The 20,894-nt window shown below is 45.4% G+C and carries 18 protein-coding genes; 13 read left to right on the forward strand and 5 right to left on the reverse strand.

Annotation, left to right across the window (positions count from 1 at the left end):
* The first annotated feature begins 163 nt into the window (after positions 1-163).
* On the forward strand, positions 164-2,026 hold the full coding sequence (locus NOL38_RS05885) for a proline--tRNA ligase (RefSeq protein WP_277941659.1): 1,863 nt from the start codon (positions 164-166) through the stop codon (positions 2,024-2,026).
* 78 nt (positions 2,027-2,104) lie between these two features.
* On the opposite strand, the gene NOL38_RS05890 is transcribed toward NOL38_RS05885, so the two are convergent.
* The 4 genes from NOL38_RS05890 to dhaK are packed head-to-tail and all read right to left on the reverse strand — an operon-like array spanning position 2,105 to position 4,771.
* Positions 2,105-2,815 carry an MIP/aquaporin family protein gene (locus tag NOL38_RS05890; RefSeq protein ID WP_205028984.1) on the reverse strand — a complete coding sequence of 237 codons (711 nt, stop codon included), beginning with the start codon at positions 2,813-2,815 and terminating at the stop codon, positions 2,105-2,107.
* 9 nt (positions 2,816-2,824) lie between these two features.
* Positions 2,825-3,199, reverse strand: coding sequence for a dihydroxyacetone kinase phosphoryl donor subunit DhaM (gene dhaM, locus NOL38_RS05895; RefSeq protein WP_002938758.1), 375 nt, complete (start codon positions 3,197-3,199; stop codon positions 2,825-2,827).
* Complete coding sequence (dhaL, locus tag NOL38_RS05900; RefSeq protein ID WP_277941660.1) at positions 3,196-3,771, reverse strand: dihydroxyacetone kinase subunit DhaL; 576 nt, start codon at positions 3,769-3,771, stop codon at positions 3,196-3,198. Before dhaL ends, dhaM begins: the two co-directional genes overlap by 4 nt.
* Before the next feature lie 10 nt (positions 3,772-3,781).
* A complete protein-coding gene (dhaK, locus tag NOL38_RS05905) occupies positions 3,782-4,771 on the reverse strand; it encodes a dihydroxyacetone kinase subunit DhaK (protein WP_277941661.1) in 990 nt (329 codons plus the stop codon).
* Positions 4,772-4,917: 146 nt separating this feature from the next.
* Here dhaK and dhaS point away from each other — a divergent pair, with 146 nt between their 5' ends.
* The 11 genes from dhaS to NOL38_RS05960 all read left to right on the forward strand — a co-directional run bounded on the left by dhaS (position 4,918) and on the right by NOL38_RS05960 (position 19,410).
* Positions 4,918-5,463, forward strand: coding sequence for a dihydroxyacetone kinase transcriptional activator DhaS (gene dhaS / locus NOL38_RS05910; RefSeq protein WP_044680587.1), 546 nt, complete (start codon positions 4,918-4,920; stop codon positions 5,461-5,463).
* Positions 5,464-5,473: 10 nt separating this feature from the next.
* Positions 5,474-6,463: a DhaKLM operon coactivator DhaQ gene (gene dhaQ, locus NOL38_RS05915; protein WP_277941662.1), complete on the forward strand. Its 990-nt coding sequence runs from the start codon at positions 5,474-5,476 to the stop codon at positions 6,461-6,463.
* A 124-nt stretch (positions 6,464-6,587) separates the two neighbouring features.
* On the forward strand, positions 6,588-10,979 hold the full coding sequence (locus tag NOL38_RS05920) for a PolC-type DNA polymerase III (RefSeq protein ID WP_277941663.1): 4,392 nt from the start codon (positions 6,588-6,590) through the stop codon (positions 10,977-10,979).
* 143 nt (positions 10,980-11,122) lie between these two features.
* Positions 11,123-11,725, forward strand: coding sequence for a nitroreductase family protein (locus NOL38_RS05925; protein ID WP_277941664.1), 603 nt, complete (start codon positions 11,123-11,125; stop codon positions 11,723-11,725).
* 163 nt (positions 11,726-11,888) lie between these two features.
* Positions 11,889-13,130: an aminopeptidase gene (locus NOL38_RS05930; RefSeq protein ID WP_014736428.1), complete on the forward strand. Its 1,242-nt coding sequence runs from the start codon at positions 11,889-11,891 to the stop codon at positions 13,128-13,130.
* A 59-nt stretch (positions 13,131-13,189) separates the two neighbouring features.
* The gene (locus NOL38_RS05935) at positions 13,190-13,423 is read left to right on the forward strand and encodes a GlsB/YeaQ/YmgE family stress response membrane protein (protein WP_002938398.1); all 234 of its coding nucleotides are present in this window, start codon (positions 13,190-13,192) and stop codon (positions 13,421-13,423) included.
* Positions 13,424-13,969: 546 nt separating this feature from the next.
* On the forward strand, positions 13,970-15,532 hold the full coding sequence (locus NOL38_RS05940) for a 2-isopropylmalate synthase (RefSeq protein WP_277941665.1): 1,563 nt from the start codon (positions 13,970-13,972) through the stop codon (positions 15,530-15,532).
* Positions 15,533-15,540: 8 nt separating this feature from the next.
* Positions 15,541-16,587 (forward strand): 3-isopropylmalate dehydrogenase, encoded by a 1,047-nt coding sequence (gene leuB / locus NOL38_RS05945; protein ID WP_277941666.1) that lies wholly within the window; start codon positions 15,541-15,543, stop codon positions 16,585-16,587.
* A 2-nt stretch (positions 16,588-16,589) separates the two neighbouring features.
* Positions 16,590-17,969 carry a 3-isopropylmalate dehydratase large subunit gene (gene leuC, locus NOL38_RS05950; RefSeq protein WP_277941667.1) on the forward strand — a complete coding sequence of 460 codons (1,380 nt, stop codon included), beginning with the start codon at positions 16,590-16,592 and terminating at the stop codon, positions 17,967-17,969.
* A complete protein-coding gene (gene leuD / locus NOL38_RS05955; RefSeq protein ID WP_277941668.1) occupies positions 17,969-18,562 on the forward strand; it encodes a 3-isopropylmalate dehydratase small subunit in 594 nt (197 codons plus the stop codon). Before leuC ends, leuD begins: the two co-directional genes overlap by 1 nt.
* A 62-nt stretch (positions 18,563-18,624) precedes the next feature.
* The gene (locus NOL38_RS05960) at positions 18,625-19,410 is read left to right on the forward strand and encodes an L-threonylcarbamoyladenylate synthase (RefSeq protein ID WP_014638675.1); all 786 of its coding nucleotides are present in this window, start codon (positions 18,625-18,627) and stop codon (positions 19,408-19,410) included.
* A 270-nt stretch (positions 19,411-19,680) separates the two neighbouring features.
* On the opposite strand, the gene NOL38_RS05965 is transcribed toward NOL38_RS05960, so the two are convergent.
* Entirely contained in the window at positions 19,681-20,541 is an 861-nt protein-coding gene (locus tag NOL38_RS05965; protein ID WP_277941669.1) for a helix-turn-helix domain-containing protein, read from the reverse strand.
* Between the two features lie 127 nt (positions 20,542-20,668).
* Between NOL38_RS05965 and NOL38_RS05970 the strand changes: the two genes are divergently transcribed.
* Positions 20,669-20,881, forward strand: coding sequence for a hypothetical protein (locus NOL38_RS05970; protein WP_277941670.1), 213 nt, complete (start codon positions 20,669-20,671; stop codon positions 20,879-20,881).
* Positions 20,882-20,894 lie beyond the last annotated feature (13 nt).

The following is a 20,894-nucleotide window of genomic DNA, read 5'->3' on the forward strand; positions in this document are numbered from 1 at the left end:
CTGAAACCTGTGTCTTCCTAACAACCAATGATGAAAGGAATTAAGGAGGTTCGTAATTGAACTCGGTCTAAAAACTCGGAAAATAGATAAACTGACTGATGTGCAAGCACATTGCGCCAGTTTCCTAATTTTCAGTCGTTTTTTACGACCTCCGTATCTTAACATGAAACAGTCTAAAATGATTATCCCTACTTTGCGGGAGATGCCTTCGGATGCGTCGGTGATTAGCCACGCTTTGATGTTACGTGCGGGCTATGTCCGTCAGATTTCTGCTGGTATTTACAGCTACTTGCCTTTGGCTAACCGTGTGATTGAAAAAGCAAAAAACATCATGCGTGAGGAGTTTGATAAGATTGATGCTATTGAATTTTTGGCACCAGCTCTCTTGTCAGCGGACATTTGGCGTGAGTCAGGTCGTTATGAAACTTATGGCGACGATCTTTACAAGCTCAAAAACCGCGAAGGTTCTGACTTTATCTTGGGACCAACTCATGAAGAAACGGTGACTCTTTTGGCGCGTGATGCGGTCCAGTCTTACAAGCAGTTGCCGCTTAACATCTACCAAATCCAATCTAAGTATCGTGATGAAAAACGCCCTCGTAACGGTCTTCTCCGTGGTCGCGAGTTCATCATGAAAGACGGTTACAGCTTCCATGCTAGTTATGAGAGCTTGGACCAGACCTACGATGACTACAAGGCGGCTTACGAGGCTATTTTCACTCGTGCAGGACTTGAGTTCAAGGCTATTATCGGTGACGGTGGTGCCATGGGCGGTAAGGACAGCCAGGAATTTATGGCCATTACACCAGACCGTACTGACCTGGACCGTTGGGTTGTCTTGGACAAGTCGGTTGCTTCTTTTGATGAAATCCCAGAGGATGTTCTTGAAGCAATCAAGGCAGAACTCTTGGCTTGGTCTGTGTCTGGTGAAGATACCATCGCCTACTCTAGCGAGTCTGGCTACGCTGCCAACCTAGAAATGGCAACTAGCGAGTACAAACCAAGCACAGCAGTTGTTGTTGAAGAAGACTTGGTTAAAGTTGCTACACCAGATGCTAAAACCATCGACGAAGTTGCTGCCTTCTTGAATGTCGCTGAAGAGCAAACCATCAAAACCATGCTCTTTATGGCAGACGGTGAGCCAGTTGTTGCCCTCCTCGTCGGCAATGATCAAGTTAACGATGTCAAGTTGAAAAACCACCTTGGAGCAGATTTCTTTGATGTAGCAGGCCCAGCGGATGCTGAAAAAATCTTCGGTGCAGGTTTTGGTTCCCTTGGACCAGTTGGCTTGCCAGAAAACATCAAGATTATTGCAGACCGCAAGGTTCAAGATGTGAAAAATGCTGTTGTTGGTGCCAACGAAGACGGTTTCCACTACACAGGTGCCAATGCAGGGCGTGATTTCCAAGTGACTGAGTATGTGGATATTCGCGAAGTCAAGGAAGGCGAGCCTTCTCCAGATGGACACGGGGTTCTCAACTTTGCCCGTGGTATCGAAATTGGTCACATCTTCAAACTCGGTACACGCTATTCAGACAGCATGAATGCCAACATCTTGGATGAGAATGGTCGTTCTATGCCGATTATCATGGGATGCTACGGAATCGGTGTTAGCCGACTCTTGTCAGCCGTTCTTGAACAACACGCTCGCCTCTTTGTTAACAAGACACCAAAAGGCGAATACCGTTACGCTTGGGGGATCAACTTCCCTAAAGAATTGGCACCGTTTGATGTGCATTTGATTCCAGTCAATGTTAAGGACGAAGAAGCTATGGCCTTGACTCAGTCTATCGAAGCAAGTTTGGTTGGTGCAGGCTATGAAGTATTAACTGACGACCGTAATGAGCGTGTCGGCGTTAAGTTTTCTGACAGTGACTTGATTGGCTTGCCGATCCGTGTGACTGTTGGTAAGAAAGCAGCTGATGGCATCGTCGAAGTGAAAATCAAGGGCACAGGTGATACTGTAGAAGTCCATGTGGACCAACTCCTTGAAACCTTGCAAATCCTTACAACAGAAAATGAATAACAGAAAAAGACTTGGTTGATGATAGCCAAGTCTTTGTTGATAAAATAGGCTTGGTTCTAGTCACCCAAGCCTATTTTTTTATAACATATTTAGTAGGAGGTTATAGAGGATAGCTCCTGCGACTCCTCCAAGAATTGGGCCAGCAACTGGGATCCAGCTATAAGACCAGTCAGAATCTCCCTTGTTTGGAATTGGAAGGATGGCATGCATGATACGCGGACCTAAGTCACGAGCTGGATTGACTGCGTAGCCTGTCGTTGATCCTAGTGAGAAGCCGATTGCAAATACGATAAGTCCCACGATAATTGGGCCGAGGCCAGCGCTGACATTGTTAGGACCAATTGCAAGGATTCCCATGACTAAGACAGCTGTACCAAGAGCTTCGCCGAGCAAGTTTGAAGCTGTGTGACGAAGAGCTGGTCCAGTAGAGAAAGTAGCAAGGATTGTTCCGCTATCTTTTGTTTCCTGCCAATGTGGGTAGAAATGGAGATAGAGGATGATGGATGCCAACATTGCTCCAGCAAATTGGGCAAGTAGGAAGCCTGGGACTTGAGCCCATGGTAGGGAGCCGATAGATGCCATTGCGATAGTGACAGCTGGATTCAGGTGGGCAGGTCCAAAAATTCCTGATACGTAGACGGCAATTGTTACAGCGATGCCCCATCCTAGTACGATGGTCAGCCAGCCGCTATTTTCAGCCTTGGTTTTAGAGAGGATGCAGGATGCAACCACACCGTTTCCAAGTAAGACTAGTATGAAAGTTCCAAGTAATTCTCCAATCAGATTCATAATGCCCTCCTATTTATTGATTGTCAGTTCTTTTAATTGTTCAAGAATAGTCTCCAAGTCAGCTCCAGCCTGTAAGAGAGCTGCGGCAGTATAGCAACCTTCGACGACTGGTACGGTTTGGATAAGAATTTGTTTGTCTGTAAAATCGGCAGCAAGTTCCATGTTCATTCGGGCGCTACCTAGGTCGAAAAAGGCAAGGAGGGTATCAGCAGGGTTTGCTTCAACTCGCTCTTGTACGATTTCAAAGCTGGTACCGATGCTACCATCTTCTAGTCCGCCACAGTAGGTGATGGGAATATCTTTTGCGACTTCAGATACTAGGTCGATGATTCCCTGGGCCAAATTTTTTGAATGGGATACGAGTAAGATACCAACCTTTGTCATAGTCCTACCTCCAACATGGCTTCAAAGAGAAGTCCAGATGAGAAAGAGCCTGGATCAATGTGTCCAATAGACCTTTCCCCAACATAGGACGCGCGTCCCTTGGTCGCAACAATATCCTTTGTCCCTTGAACGGCTTTATGGATAATTTCCGTTGTCAGCTGGCTTTCTCTTAGGGCAGAAATAACAGGAATCCAAACATCCACCATGGTTTTTTCACCCAAATCGGCCTTGCCGCGTTTTTGGATCATCTCCAAACCTGCTTGAAGCGTGTCTGCCAAATCAGTGCCAGCTTGACTGGCTTTAGTAATACCCATAAAGGCAGAGCCGTAGAGAGGACCAGAGGCGCCGCCAACCTTGCTGAGAAGTTGCATGGCAACCACCTTAAAGACTTGGTCAGCAGTCTCATAGTCTTTTTCAGATAGCTCCTGCATGACGGCAGCCATTCCTCGCGCCATGTTGCCTCCGTGATCTCCATCTCCGATTGGAGAATCTAGCTCACTCAAATAATCTTTGTTTTCTTGAATTTTTTTGTTGAATGTCTCCATCCAGAGCAGTGCTTGTTTTGCATCCATAAGCGTTCTCCTACCAAGCGACAACTTCAACAGGAGCCTGTAAAGCGTCAATCCAGCTTGGGTCTTCTAGTTTGATTAAGGTCAATGACAGTCCAGCCATATCAATCGATGTCATGTAGTTACCGATTTTCTTGTAGTCAACGACCACGCCTTTTTTAGCCAGCAATTGAGCAACGTCGTTGGCAAAGACATATTGTTCCATGAGAGGAGTTGCGCCGAGACCGTTGATAAGGACACCATAGTGCTCGCCATCTTGAATATCAAAGCCTTCTGCCAATTTCTCAACCAATTCTTCAGCCAATTTAGCAGATGGTTGGAGTTTTTCTTTCTTATAGCCAGGTTCACCATGGATACCGACACCGTATTCAAATTCATCCTCTTCAAGGACGAAGCCTGGTTTGCCCACTTCTGGTACCGTAGCACCTGATAGGGCTAAGCCGATAGTCTTGATTTGTGGGACGAGACGGTCAGCCAGTTCCTTGATTTCTGCTAGAGATTTGCCCGTTTCTGCAGCGTGACCGAGAATCTTATGGACAAGGATGGTACCTGCTACACCACGACGACCTTGGGTATAGAGGCTATTTTCCACAGCGATGTCATCGTCCACGATGACACTGGCCACTTCGATGCCATCCATTTCCGCCAATTCTTGCGCCATCTCAAAGTTCATGATGTCGCCAGAGTAGTTTTTTATGACCATAAAGACGCCAGCTCCCTCGTCAGCAGCCTTGATGGCTTCCAAGATTTGGTCTGGTGTTGGTGAGGTAAATACTGCGCCACATACAGCGGCGGACAACATGCCCTTGCCGACAAAGCCTGCATGAGAAGGTTCGTGACCAGAGCCACCTCCTGAGATGATGCCGACTTTACCAGTTTTTTCAGCCTTGCGGATAATCACATCAAATCCATCGATACGCTCGACAAGATCTTGGTGCATAAAGACAAGTCCTTTTAACATTTCATCAACGACATGTTCGGGTTGATTGATAATTTTTTTCATGAGAAAACTCCTTTGTTTTTTGTTTGCGCTTTCATTCTACATTGTCCAAAAGAAAAAAGGAAGGGACAGATTGTCCAAAGTGTCCCTTTTGTTCCAAAGAAAAGCATGATAGGGTATAATAAAGAGGAAGCGAAAGGAAGTGACATATGCCAACCTCGTTGATTACAAAGAAAAGGATTGCAAAGGCTTTTAAAAAACAGCTATCCCAAAAATCCTTTGATAAAATCTCAGTTGTCGACATCATGCAGGAAGCAGGGATTCGTCGTCAAACCTTTTACAACCATTTTTTAGACAAGTATGAGTTGCTAGACTGGATATTTGAGACAGAATTGCAGGAGCAGGTAACTGACAATCTGACCTATATTAGTGGAATCAAGCTTCTGGATGAGCTCTTGTACTACATCGAGAGTAACCAATCTTTCTATAGGCAACTCTTTGAGATTAAGGGGCAAAATGATTTTGTCAGCTATTTAGAAGGCTACTTTATGGTTTTGATGGAGAAAATTATCAACGAGTACCAGCTCCAGGAGGGTAAAATGATTTCCCAACAGGATAAGCATTTTTTGATTCTCTATCATGCTAATGCTTGGATTGGACTGATAAAGGAAGGACTGACGCAGTCGCCTTGTCAGATTCACAGCTATTGGAAGCAAATGGTGGCTCTTGTTCGCAAGTCGTTTTTGATTTTGTAGGAGTTAATGTATGGTGTTTATTAGAAATAGACAGGCAACAATTATTGAAGATTATTTGGATGGTTTCTGTCGAACCAATCCTAAAGTGAAGAAAGTGAAGGGACTTCCGATTGTGCTTCAGAAAGTGCAGGATGACCATTTAGTTCCAATTATTTCAGGTGGTGGATCGGGGCACGAACCGGCACATATTGGATTTGTCGGTAAAGGAATGCTGACTGCAGCAGTATATGGTGAAATATTTACGCCCCCAACCGCTGAAGAAGTATTGGCAGCCATTCGTGCAGTAGATAAGGGCAAGGGAGTTTTTCTGATTGTAAAAAACTTTGAGGCAGACCTTGTCTCTTTTAGAAAAGCTATCGAATTGGCTCGGCAGGAGGGAATTGCAGTCAAGTACATCGTATCCCATGACGATATTTCGGTCGATACTAAAAATAATTTCCGTATGCGGCATAGGGGGCTTGCAGGGACCATTCTACTTCATAAGATATTAGGAGCTGCTGCGCTTACTGGCTATAGCTTGGATGAATTGGAACAGCTGGGACTGTCTCTGGCAACAGAGATTGCGACCATCGGTTTTGCAACCAAGTCGGCCTATTTGCCCAATGCTGCCCTGCCTTTGTTTGATTTGGAGGAGGGACAAATATCTTACGGCATCGGTATCCATGGAGAAGAAGGCTATCGGACCGTTCGTTTTGAATCCTCTGAGCAGTTAGCCAACGAAATTGTGAACAAATTAAAATTAAAATTCCGCTGGAAGGAGGGGGAAGACTATATTCTTCTGGTCAATAATCTTGGATCTATGTCTGAGGTTGAGCAAGGAATCTTTTTGAATGACATTTGCCAATTTCTAGAGCTAGAAGGTTTACAGCTTTCCTATATAAAAACAGGTAAATTTATGACCAGTCTTGATATGGGAGGAATTTCTGTCACCCTCTGTCATGTCAAGGATCAAAAATGGCTGGACTTTTTAGAGGCACCGACAGAAGCTGCGGCTTGGTAGGCTACCAATTTCTATAGAAATCAGATCTCTCAGGAAATGAACCTGAGAGTTTTTTCTTCCTGACTCAGGAAAAAATACCTCATTTATGGTAAAATGTTTCTAACGAACTACAAAGGAAATAAGTATGTCAGATAAGTTTCAACTCTTGCTACAACAAATCGGAATGCCTCTTGATGCACGACAATCAGGGGCTTTTTCGACTGCAACGATTGAGAAAGTAGTCTTGCACAAGGTTAGCAAACTTTGGGAATTTACCTTCCGTTTTGAAACCCCCTTGCCGCTCATGGACTATCAACTCTTCAAGGCTCGTTTGGCGACGGAGTTTGAAAAGGTGGGCAATAAGATTCAATTTTCTATTGTCAGCGATGCGGAGGCTTTTGAAGCTGGTTTGGTAGAAGCATATTATCCAGAAGCTTTTACGGAAGATTTGTGCCAGAGTGCAGGCTTCAAGGCTCTTTTTCAGCCATTAGAGGTGGCTTATAGAGATGGTGTTTTGTGGATAAAAGGTCCTGAAACCATTGACACAGATCATTTTCGGAAGAATCATCTGCCAAATCTTGTGGAGCAATACAAGCGATTTGGTTTTGGTAATCTTGCGGTGGACATTGAAGTTTGCCAGGAAATGACGCAGCAACAAGCGGAGATTTTCCATGCGCAAAATGCAGAAATTTACCAGCAGGCTAATGAAGAAAACTTGGCGGCCCTTGAACAACTAGCTCAAATGGCGCCACCACCAGAGGCAGCTCAGCCATTTGTCCCAGAATATAAGAAAAATCGTCCGGCCAAGGTCAATATTGAAAAGGCTGAGATTACGCCTATGATTGAGGTGGATAGCGAGGAGAATCGGATTGTCTTTGAGGGTCTCGTCTTTGAGGTCGAGCAGAAGACGACCAAGACGGGGCGGGTCATTATCAACTTTAAGATGACCGACTATACTTCGTCCTTCACCTTGCAGAAGTGGGCTAAGAATGAGGAAGAGGCTCAGAAGTTTGATATGGTCAAAAAGGGAAACTGGCTGCGGGTACGTGGAAATGTGGAAACCAATAATTTCACCCGAGATTTGACTATGAACGTACAGGAGGTCCAAGAGGTCAAGAAGGAAATTCGCAAAGATCTCATGCCTGAGGGTGAGAAGCGGGTTGAGTTTCATGCCCATACCAACATGTCCACTATGGATGCCCTGCCTGCTGTTGAGGACTTGGTGGCGCGTGCGGCAGCCTGGGGACACAAGGCGGTGGCCATTACCGACCACGGCAATGTCCAGTCCTTCCCCCATGGCTATCATGCTGCCCGTAAAGCTGGGATTAAGCCCCTCTTCGGGATGGAGGCTAATATTGTCGAGGACTCTGTGCCCATTGCTTACAACGAAGCAGATGTAGTCCTGTCTGATGCCACCTATGTGGTCTTTGACGTGGAAACAACCGGCCTCTCTGCAGTCAACAATGCCCTGATTCAGATTGCGGCGTCTAAGATGCACAAGGGCAATATCATTGCAGAATTTGATGAGTTTATCGATCCAGGTCATCCGCTCAGTCAATTTACAACAGATCTGACAGGAATCACAGATGAGCATGTGCGTGGTTCTAAACCTCTAGAACAAGTCCTGCGTGAGTTTCAAGATTTCTGTCAAGATTCCGTCATGGTTGCCCACAACGCGACCTTTGACGTTGGCTTTATGAATGTCAACTATGAACGAGCAGGCTTACCTCTTATTAGCCAGCCTGTCATTGATACCTTGGAATTTGCTCGTAACCTTTACCCCGACTTTAAGCGTCATGGTTTAGGTCCTCTCACCAAGCGGTTTGGTGTTGCTCTTGAACACCACCACATGGCCAACTACGATGCGGAGGCGACAGGGCGCCTGCTCTTCATCTTCCTAAAAGATGCTCTGGAGAAGCACAATTTGACCAATCTCAACCAGCTAAATACGGAGCTGATTGCGGAGGATTCCTATAAGAAGGCTCGTGTCAAGCATGCCACGCTCTATGTGATTAACCAGGTTGGTTTGAAAAATATGTTCAAACTGGTCTCTCTTTCCAATACCAAGTATTTTGAGGGAGTTCCACGTATTCCACGGACCGTTCTCAATGCCCATCGTGAAGGTTTAATATTGGGAACAGCCTGTCAAGAGGGTGAGGTCTTCGATGACTTGCTCTCCAAAGGGATAGATGAAGCGGTTAAAACGGCAGCCTATTATGATTTTATCGAAGTTATGCCACCTGCCCTATATGCTCCCATGATTGCCAAGGAGCAGTTTAAGGACATGGCAGAGATTGAAGAGACTATCAAGCAGTTGATTGAGGTAGGACGTAGGGCAGGTCTGCCTGTTCTGGCGACTGGAAATGTCCACTATATTGACCCAGAAGAGGAAATTTATCGGGAAATCATTGTTCGTGCTCTAGGTCAAGGGGCACCGATTAACTGGACCATCGGAAATGGTGAAAACGCTCAGCCAGCTCCACTGCCTAAGGCTCACTTTAGAACGACTAGCGAGATGTTGGACGAGTTTGCATTCTTGGGAGAAAGTCTGGCCCGTGAGATTGTCATTACCAATCCCAATGCCATGCTGGATCGGTTTGAAGATGTTCAGGTGGTTAAGACCGACCTCTATACGCCTTATATCGAAAAGGCCGAGGAAACGGTTGCGGAATTGACCTATCAGAAAGCCTTTGAAATTTATGGCAATCCTCTTCCAGATATTATCGACCTGCGGATTGAGAAGGAATTGACGTCCATTCTGGGTAATGGATTCGCCGTGATTTACTTGGCGTCGCAGATGTTGGTGCACCGTTCCAACGAGCGGGGCTACCTGGTGGGTTCACGGGGGTCTGTCGGCTCCAGTTTCGTTGCAACCATGATTGGGATTACCGAAGTAAACCCTATGCCTCCTCACTATGTCTGTCCAAATTGTCAACACAGTGAATTTATCACAGATGGTTCCTATGGTTCAGGTTTTGACCTGCCAGACAAGGATTGTGAAAAGTGTGGGACTAAGTATAAAAAAGATGGACAGGACATTCCTTTCGAGACCTTCCTTGGTTTCGATGGAGACAAGGTTCCCGATATTGACTTGAACTTCTCAGGGGATGACCAACCTTCTGCCCATTTGGATGTTCGGGATATTTTCGGTGAAGAAAATGCCTTCCGTGCAGGAACGGTAGGTACGGTAGCTGCTAAGACTGCCTATGGTTTTGTCCGAGGCTATGAGCGGGATTATGGCAAATTCTACCGTGATGTAGAAGTAGAACGCTTGGCTGCTGGTGCGGCTGGGGTCAAACGGACGACTGGTCAGCACCCAGGGGGAATTATCGTATTCCCTGACTACATGGATGTCTATGACTTTACACCTGTTCAGTATCCTGCCGATGATGTGACGGCCAACTGGCAGACTACCCACTTTAACTTCCACGATATTGATGAAAACGTCTTGAAGCTTGATGTCCTGGGACACGATGATCCGACCATGGTTCGCAAGTTGCAGGACTTGTCAGGTATCGATCCGCAGACCATTCCTGCTGACGACAAGGGAGTAATGGCCCTCTTTTCGGGTACGGAAATTCTGGGAGTTACTCCAGAGCAGATTGGGACACCGACAGGTATGCTAGGCATTCCTGAGTTTGGAACCAACTTTGTACGTGGAATGGTGGAGGAAACCAAGCCGACCACCTTTTCGGAACTCTTGCAGCTGTCTGGTCTATCCCACGGTACAGACGTATGGTTGGGCAATGCCCAGGACTTGATTAAGGCAGGAATTGCCGATCTATCCACGGTTATCGGTTGTCGGGATGATATCATGGTTTATCTCATGCACGCAGGTTTGCCACCCAAGATGGCTTTTAACATCATGGAACGGGTGCGGAAAGGGATGTGGCTCAAGATTTCTGAGGAAGAGCGAAATGGCTACATTCAAGCCATGAAGGATAACAAGGTGCCAGACTGGTACATCGAATCCTGTGGAAAAATCAAGTACATGTTCCCTAAAGCCCACGCGGCTGCCTACGTTATGATGGCCCTGCGGGTTGCCTACTTCAAGGTTCATTATCCAATCTACTATTACTGTGCCTATTTCTCCATTCGTGCCAAGGCCTTTGATTTGGCAACCATGTCAGGTGGCTTGGAACGAGTCAAGGCCAAGATGGAAGAAATCGCCCTCAAGAAGAAAAACAATGAAGCTTCGAACGTTGAGCAGGACCTTTACACCACCTTAGAATTGGTAAATGAAATGCTGGAACGTGGCTTCAAGTTCGGGAAATTGGACCTTTACAAGTCTCATGCGACCGACTTCTTGATTGAAGATGATACTCTCATCCCACCATTTGTTGCCATGGATGGCCTTGGGGAGAACGTTGCTAAGCAGGTGGTTGCTGCGCGTGCAGAGGGAGAATTCCTCTCCAAGACAGAACTCCGTAAGCGTGGTGGATTGTCAGGTACACTGGTCGAAAAAATGGATGAAATGGGCATCCTCGGTAAAATGCCAGAGGACAACCAGCTCAGTCTCTTTGATGATTTGTTTTAAACTTGTTCACTGTTTCTTTTGGAAGCAGTGAATTTTTTTTAAAAATGAAGTCAAACCTCTTGACTAATGTTGTTGATAGGTATATAATCTCTACATAGTGATAAAAACTACTATGTAGTAACAATAAGAAAAGAGGAAACTATATGTCAAATTTTGCAAAACTTCAAGAAACTCGCCGTTCAATCTACGCACTTGGTAAAGACTTGCCAGTATCAAATGAAGAAGTGGTCGCACTTGTTGAGAAAGCCATGAAAGAAGCTCCATCAGCTTTCAACTCACAATCTAGCCGGGCCGTTGTATTGTTCGGTGCAGAATCAGACGCATTCTGGAACGAAATTGCCTACAGCGAATTGGAAAAAGTAACACCTGCAGAAGCGTTCGAAGCTACAAAAGGTCGCTTAGCTGGCTTTGCGGCTGGTGCTGGTACTATCTTGTTCTTCGAGGACCAAGATATTGTCAAAGGCTTGCAAGAAAGCTTCCCACTTTACGCTGAAAACTTCCCAATCTGGTCTGAACAAGCTCACGGTATCAACTTGTACGCAGTATGGTTGGCTTTCGCTGAGAAAAATATCGGTATGAATGTACAACACTACAACCCATTGGTTGATGCACAAGTTGCTGAAAAATACGGTATCCCAGCTAACTGGAAACTCCGTGCCCAAGCACCATTCGGTAGCATTGCAGCTCCAGCAGCAGACAAAGACTACATGGCGGATGCTGACCGTGTAAAAGTTTTTGGTAACTAATACTCTGCGAAAATTGGAAATATCCGTTGTCAGTCTGTCCAGGTGAGTGTAAGACTGTCGGATAGAATCTGAGACTTCCTGTATCAGCAGGAAGTTTTTTTGTCAGTCTAGCTTCAAAATATGATACAATAATAGGGTATTTCAAAGTACAAAGGAGAAAAAAATGGTACTACCAAATTTTAAAGAAAATCTTGCAAAATACGCTAAACTCTTAGTTTCAACAGGTATCAATGTCCAACCTGGTCACACGGTTCAATTGACTATCGGTGTAGAACAGGCTGAGTTGGCTCGTTTGATTGTCAAAGAAGCTTACGCTCACGGTGCTAAGGAAGTCTTGGTCAACTGGTTGGACGATGTGATTGCGCGTGAACGTTTGGTCAATGTTGATGTGGAACTCTTGGAACAAGTTCATCCACAACGTATCACTGAAATGAACTATCTCTTGGAGCGTAAGGCCAGCCGTTTGGTTGTCTTGTCAGAAGATCCAGGTGCTTACGATGGCGTTGATCCAGAGAAATTGTCTCGCAACGCTCGTGCACTCAGCCAGGCTTTGAACCCAATGCGGCAAGCATCCCAAGCTAACAAAATCAGCTGGACACTCGGTGCAGCCTCTGGTTTGGAATGGGCCAAAAAAGTCTTCCCAAATGCAGCGTCTGACGAAGAGGCAGTGGACCTCCTTTGGGACCAAATCTTCAAGACTTGCCGTATCTACGAGGAAGATCCAATCAAGGCTTGGGAAGAGCACGAAGCACGCTTGGTGGCTAAGGCTAAGGTGCTTAACGACGAGCAGTTTGTCAAATTGCACTACACAGCACCAGGAACTGACCTCGTTCTCGGTATGCCGAAGAATCACTTGTGGGAAGCGGCTGGTTCGGTCAATGCCCAAGGTGAACACTTTATTGCCAACATGCCAACAGAAGAGGTCTTCACAGCACCTGACTACCGTGTGGCAGACGGTTACGTAACGTCTACAAAACCACTCAGCTACAACGGTAACATCATCGAAGGCATCAAGGTAACCTTCAAAGATGGTGAAATCGTGGATGTAACGGCTGAAAAAGGCGATGAAGTCATGAAGAAATTGGTCTTTGATAATGCTGGTGCTCGCGGTCTCGGTGAGGTTGCACTTGTGCCAGATAAGAGTCCGATTTCTCAATCAGGCGTGACCTTCTTCAATACTCTCTTTGATGAAAATGCCTCAAACCACTTGGCGATTGGTCAAGCCTATGCCTTCTCTATCGAAGGTGGTACGGAAATGAGCCAAGAAGAGCTCAAAGAAGCTGGTCTCAACCGCTCAGATGTTCACGTGGACTTCATGATTGGTTCTAACAAGATGAACATTGACGGTATCCGCGAAGACGGTACCCGTGTGCCAATCTTCCGTGATGGTGAGTGGGCGATTTAATGATATATGTATAAGACTGGGCAACCAGTCTTATTTTGTAAGAATAGGAGGAAAACAAGATGTTAACAAGTATTATCGCAGGTGCCATTATTGGCTTGATTGCAGGCGCTCTTACTTCATCAGACGACCGTCGTGGTTGTCTTGGAAATATCATCCTTGGACTTGCTGGTTCGTGGATTGGACAGTTGCTCTTTGGTGATTGGGGTCCACAGTTTGCTGGTATGGCCCTGGTACCGTCAGTCTTTGGAGCAGTATTGCTGGTGGCGATTTTTAGCAGCTCAAGGCGGAATTAAACACCTGAACCGTGCTTCAATTGGAGCATGGTTTTCTATTATCTGGATTTGTACGAATTGCCGTATTGTTCGGATTTTTCAGAAAATTTCCATTTTTCTGTTGACAAGTGAAAAAAAGTAAGGTATCATTGTAAACAATTAAGAACCTGTATTCACAAGTGAAGTGCTTGTATATAAGAGATAGTTTTTCGCTAATCAAGGCAGTTTTTTGAGGGAATACTGACGTATTTTGAAAAAAACTAACGATGAGTAGCTGAAATACTAGCCTTAGATGGAAGTGCTGAACTGTGAATACCGGTTCCAGAATACTGAAAGGAAAAAGTCAAATGAAACCTGTCACTACAAAATTCTTTGCTTTGTTGTTGCGACGGTCGGGCTAGTGCTGAAAGAATGCATTAGTCCTGTTTGGCTTACCAAGCGGGCGCTGTTGACAACATCTCGCAGGTAATAGTCCTCGAGGTGTTTTCTTTTTCTTAGTATACTTTGAAAACTAAGAAAGAGAACCTAATGTCATTTAAAGTTTGTATTGTTTAGAAAGGTATTCTTATGCGTATGATTGAATTTTTAGATACGACTTTACGAGATGGTGAACAGACGCCAGGTGTGAATTTTTCTATCAAGGAAAAAGTGACCATTGCCAAGCAGTTGGAAAAATGGGGGATTTCTGCTATTGAAGCGGGTTTCCCAGCGGCCAGTCCTGATTCGTTTGAAGCGGTTCGTCAGATTGCGGCAGCGATGACCAAGACGGCTGTGACAGGTTTGGCTCGGTCAGTCAAATCAGACATTGATGCTTGTTATGAGGCTCTGAAAGATGCCAAGTATCCGCAGATCCATGTTTTCATTGCGACCAGCCCCATTCACCGTGAATTTAAACTTCAAAAGTCCAAAGAAGAAATTTTGGCGCAAATCACTGAACATGTCAGCTATGCCCGTGAGCGTTTTGAGGTGGTGGAATTCTCGCCAGAGGATGCGACGCGGACGGAGTTGGATTATTTGCTAGAAGTTGTGCAGACAGCGGTAGATGCTGGTGCGACCTATATCAACATTCCAGATACAGTCGGCTTTACGACACCTCAGCACTACGGAGAAATTTTCCGTTACTTGACAACAAACGTCAAATCGGACCGTGAGATTATTTTCAGTCCACATTGCCACAATGACCTAGGAATGGCTGTTGCCAATACCCTTTCAGCCATTAAAAACGGTGCCGGTCGTGTTGAGGGAACTATCAACGGTATCGGTGAGCGAGCAGGGAATGCGGCCCTTGAAGAAGTAGCTGTTGCCCTTGAGATTCGGAAAGATTTCTATGATGTGACTAGTCCGATTGTTCTTAAGGAAACCCTAAATACTTCGGAATTGGTCTCTCGCTTTTCTGGGATTGCCATTCCACGCAATAAGGCGGTGGTCGGTGGAAATGCTTTCTCACATGAATCTGGTATCCATCAGGATGGTGTCTTGAAAAATCCATTGACCTATGAAATCATTACACCTGAGTTGGTAGGGGTCAAGAAAAATTCTCTGCCACTAGGTAAATTATCTGGTCGCCACGCCTTTGTGGAAAAGCTGAAAGAATTAGACTTGTATTTTGAAGAAGGAGACGTTGCTAGCTTGTTTGCTCGTTTCAAAAACCTGGCAGACAAGAAAGAAAAAATCACGGACGCAGATATTCGTGCCTTGGTAGCTGGGACAGAAATCAGCAATCGTGATGGTTTCCAATTTAAAGATTTGCGTTTGGATAGTCAGTCTGACGGAAGTATTCAGGCTCAGGTCATCTTCATCAATCAAGATGAGGAAGAAGTGGTTGTTGTGGAGTCAGGCAAGGGTTCGATTGAGGCTGTCTTTAATGCCATTGACCAATTCTTCCAGCAGGAAATCAGCTTAGAACGCTACCATATCGACGCCATTACCGATGGAATTGATGCCCAGGCGCGTGTGCTTGTCGCTGTAGAAAACAAGCCAACAGAAACCGTCTTTAACGCCTCTGGTATTGACTTTGACGTATTGAAAGCTTCTGCAATTGCCTATATTCATGCCAATGTCATGGTACAGAAAGAAAATAGCGGACAGATGGATAAGAAACTATCTGAGAAAGAGTTGCCAACTAGCTAGGAGGAAATATGACGAAAAAAATTGTAGCCTTGGCTGGTGATGGAATCGGTCCTGAAATCATGGAGGCTGGCCTAGCAGTCCTCGATGCTGTTGCTGGGCAAGTAGGATTTGATTATGAGATTGAGGAGAGAGCTTTTGGTGGCGCTGGGATTGATGCGGCTGGCCATCCTCTACCAGATGCTACCTTACAAGCCTGCCGTCAGGCGGATGCGATTTTGTTAGCAGCTATCGGTAGTCCTCAATATGATAATGCAGCTGTTCGACCAGAACAAGGCCTGCTTCAACTTCGGAAGGAATTGGGTCTCTTTGCCAATATCCGTCCGGTCAAAATTTTTGATAGCCTGAAAGACTATTCTCCTCTGAAAGCCGACCGGCTGGATGGTGTGGATTTGGTCATGGTACGGGAGTTGACAGGTGGGATTTATTTTGGAGAGCATATTCTGGAAACAGACCAAGCCAGCGATAGCAATACCTATCAAGCTGAGGAAATCGAACGAGTTGTCCGCTCTGCCTTTGACCTAGCCCAAAAAAGACGAAAAAAAGTCACCAGCATTGATAAACAAAATGTACTGGCGACGTCAAAATTGTGGCGGAAGGTAGCGGATGAGGTGGCTAAGGACTACCCAGATGTGACCTTGGAGCACCAGTTGGTGGATAGTGCAGCCATGCTTTTGATTACCAATCCTAGTCGATTTGACGTCTTGGTGACGGAAAATCTTTTCGGAGATATTTTGTCGGATGAAGCCAGCGTATTAACAGGAACGCTAGGGGTTCTGCCTTCTGCTAGTCATGCGGTAGCAGGTCCTAGTCTCTACGAACCTATCCATGGTTCGGCACCGGATATTGCCGGTCAGGGCATTGCCAATCCTGTCAGTATGATTCTATCTGTTGCCATGATGCTGGAAGAAAGTTTTGATTTGGTCCAAGCTGGTCAAACCATTCGCCAAGCCGTTGAAGCGGTCTTTACACAGGGGATTTTTACTAAAGATCTAGGTGGTGCTGCCTCTACCAAAGAAATGACTGAGGCCATTATTGCCCAGATTGGAGGTGGGTAGATATGAGTGGCAAATCTATTTTTGATAAGCTCTGGGACCGCCATGTGATTACAGGGCAGGAAGGTCAGCCCCAGCTCCTTTATGTAGACCAGCACTATATCCATGAGGTAACCAGTCCCCAAGCCTTTGATGGTCTGCGAGAGGCTGGACGTCAGGTCCGTCGGCCGGAATTGACCTTTGGTACATTTGACCATAATGTTCCAACGGTTAATGTTTATGATATTCGTGATGTCATTTCCAAGGCACAGATGGATGCCTTAGCTCGCAATGTGGTGGAATTTGGTATTCCACATGCGCCACATGGATCTGCCAATCAAGGCATTGTCCATATGGTGGGTCCAGAGACTGGCTTGACCCAGCCTGGGAAATTCATCGTCTGTGGAGATAGCCATACGGCAACCCACGGAGCTTTCGGGGCTATTGCCTTTGGGATTGGGACAACAGAAGTAGAGCATGTCTTTGCGACTCAAACCCTGTGGCAGGTCAAACCCAAAAAGCTCTTAGTACGGTTTACTGGTAAGCCGAAAAAGGGGATATACTCCAAGGATTATGTCTTAGCATTGATTGCTAAGTATGGTGTGGCACTGGGGGTTGGCTATGTAGTCGAGTATGTGGGTGAGGCTATTGAAGCTCTGACCATGGAAGAACGGATGACGATTTGCAACATGTCTATCGAGTTCGGATCCAAGATGGGGATTATGAACCCAGATCAAACCACTTTTGATTATCTAGCGGACAAGGAAAAACGCCCCAAAGACTTTGAGGCGGCGGTTGCTGATTGGAAAACCTTGGTATCCGACCCGGACGCAGTTTATGACAAGGTCATCGAGATGGATGTTTCGAATCTAGCACCGATGGTAACATGGGGAACCAACCCTTCCATGGGAGTCTCCTTTGATGAGACCTTTCCTGAAGTTCGCGATATGAATGATGAACGAGCGTATAAGTACATGAACTTACAGCCTGGACAAAGTCCAAAGGACATCGAAATTGGCTATGTTTTCCTGGGGTCCTGTACCAATGCCCGTCTTTCTGACTTGCAGGTGGCCGCGAAGATTGTTGAAGGCAAACGTGTGGCAGATCATGTGACTGCAATTGTGGTTCCGGGATCGAGACCGGTTAAGTCGGCCGCAGAAGCACTAGGCTTAGACAAGATCTTCTTGGAAGCTGGCTTTGAATGGCGGGATCCGGGTTGCTCCATGTGTCTGGGGATGAACCCAGACAAGGTGCCGACAGGTGTCCACTGTGCATCAACTAGTAACCGAAACTTTGAGGATCGACAGGGTGTTGGATCACGAACCCACCTGTGCAGCCCAGCCATGGCAGCAGCGGCAGCTATTGCAGGTCGCTTTGTAGATGTTCGTGAATTGGAGGTGGTCTGATGGAAAAGTTTACAATCTACTCTGGGACGACCGTTCCGCTCATGAATGACAACATTGATACCGACCAGATTTTGCCCAAGCAGTTTCTCAAGCTGATTGACAAGAAGGGTTTTGGCAAGTACCTCATGTATGAGTGGCGTTATTTGGATAACAAGTACACTGAGGACCCTGATTTTATCTTTAATACGGCACCATATCGTCAGGCAACGATCTTGATTACAGGGGATAACTTCGGAGCAGGTTCTTCTAGGGAACACGCTGCTTGGGCTCTGGCAGATTATGGCTTCAAGGTCATCATTGCAGGCTCCTTTGGGGATATTCATTACAACAATGACCTCAACAATGGCATTCTGCCCATTATCCAGCCCAAAGAAGTCAGGGACCAACTAGCTCAGTTGGCTCCAGATCAGGAAATCACGGTTGACTTGACAGATCAGTTGATACGGACGCCTTTTGGGGAATTCCCATTTGACATCGAACAGGACTGGAAACACAAATTACTCAACGGTCTAGATGATATTGGGATTACCCTTCAGTATCAGGATTTGATTGAGGAGTATGAGAGGAATCGGCCAAGTTACTGGCAGGAATAAAATAAAGATTAGAAAACAAGCAGGTCGCTCTGCTATGGAACAAAAGAAAAGAGGAAATTATTATGACGAAACAAATTCACTGGGATGGCGCACTTTCACAAGAAGGTTTTGATATTATCAAGGGTGAGGGAGGCGTGATTGTTTGTCCGACTAAGGTTGGTTACATCATCATGACTGCTGACAAGGCTGGCTTGGAGCGGAAGTTTGACGCTAAAGAGCGCAAGCGTAATAAGCCAGGCGTGGTCCTTTGTGGTAGCATGGAAGAGCTTCGTGAGTTGGCTCAGTTGACTCCTGAGATTGATGCTTTCTACCAAAAACATTGGGATGAGGATATTTTGTTGGGTTGTATCCTGCCGTGGAAACCAGAGGCTTATGCCAAGTTGCAAGCTTACGGCGATGGTCGTGAAGAGTTGATGACCGACGTACGTGGTACTTCATGCTTTGTCATCAAGTTTGGTGTAGCTGGCGAGCAGATTGCTAAGGAAATGTGGGAAAAAGAAGGCCGTATGGTCTATGCGTCGTCTGCTAACCCGTCAGGTAAGGGAAATCGTGGTAAGGTAGAAGGTATCGGTGAGCGTATCGCGTCTAAAGTAGACTTGATTATCGAGGCGGATGACTATGTGGCATCTATCCAGCCAGACAAGACCATTGAAACCCGCTATGAGCAAGGCGTTATGGTGTCTATGGTAGACAAAGATGGTAAACTCATTCCAGAACAAGGCGCGGATAGCCGTTCTATCAGCCCATGCCCAGTTGTCATCCGTAAGGGTCTGGACATTGATAAAATCATGATGCACTTGTCTGACCATTTCAACTCTTGGGACTACAGACAAGGGGAATATTACTAAGATATCGTCATTTAGTTTATCTTTTATTACGTCGACGAACGAGGAAACTCCGTTTCCTTATTTCCAACTTCAAATAATTTCATCATTAGAGAACTCGCCTCGCTGTACTCTGCAGAGGTGACTTGCTCCGCAAGTGCTATTTCCAACCTCTAACTGTCTCCCAGACAGTTAGAGCTAGTACTAAAAGCAAACTGAAGACTATAAACTATAAATAGGAACGATCCGAAAGGGTCGTTTTTTCGTACTCACATAAAAAACTGACCGAAGATTTCAGTCAGTTTGATGCTGTTTGATAAGAAATTGGAGGTTGTCGACTAGCCTTTTCTCGTCTGTCAGTTCTAAGATTTGTAACCCTTTTTCCACCAGTTCTTGCTTGTTTTGGGCTATGCCTAGGTAAACATAGGCACGGGCTAGTTGGTCATAGCGTTTTTCTTGCTTGGCTAGGTCCATGAGTTTGGTGGCAAAAAAAGTAGACTTGTTGTACTGTCTTTGTTCCAAGAAAAAATAAGAAAGAGACTGATAGTATGACAGTATGGTGGGCTGGATTCGCTTGTAATCCTTGTATTTTTCCAATCGTTTTAGAAGAAGATTAGCAGTTTCTTCAAGGCTATCAAGTGAAGAAATCTTGGACAGAAGAGTACCTACTAAGATAATATCGTTATGGTACCAGTTATCATATCGTTCCAATTCTGACCAGAGGAGTTTGGACAGGGTTTCAGCTTCGTCGGAAAGCTGGGTGATAGAAGAACTTTTTCGGACAGCTACAACGGTCTCCAGGAGGAGGCACTTTCTGTGAATAGGAATATCATTGGGTTCTTTTTTCAAATGGTCCTGGCAACGCTTTATCAAATCCTCCATGGTCTTCGTGGTCGGATTTCTGAGATTATCTATATCATAGAGCAGTTGTTGGCGTTGGCTGGGCTGGTAGTAGTTACAGAGGTATTCAAACTCCTCGAAGGTCATATCAACTTGCTTGAGCAAGAACCGCATGAGCTCATAGCTAGGAATGGTTTGATTTTTCTCGAAGCGAACCAAGGTCGTCCGATTGAGATAATCCCCACAAATCTGCTCCTGACTCAAATGCTTACTTTCCCGAATGCTCTTATAAACACTTCCGTAATCCCACCGCATAACCTACTCCTTGGAAAATGTGATTATTTGCAACAAAACGAATTAACTTTATAAAAATAGTATATCATAATAATGTAGAAATATTTTTTTTGTATATAGAAAATAGGTTGATGAAAGGAGTAACCTAATGAAACAGCTTGATAAAAATACCTTATTTTTAAGTGCAGTTATTGTTCTTTCGTGTAGTGTCCTATTATTTCATATGGACCCGATTCAGATTGTAGATAGAGAGATTTGGCTCTGGCTACATTCATTTATTCATGTGCTATTTTTAAAACCTGTTGCTAGTCTAGGTTTTCTTATGGGGCTTTATCTGCTATACAAGGCTCTCAAGAAGTAGTCTAGCTAACTAA

It is taken from the genome of Streptococcus suis (assembly GCF_029616525.1).
Taxonomy (GTDB): domain Bacteria; phylum Bacillota; class Bacilli; order Lactobacillales; family Streptococcaceae; genus Streptococcus; species Streptococcus suis_AF.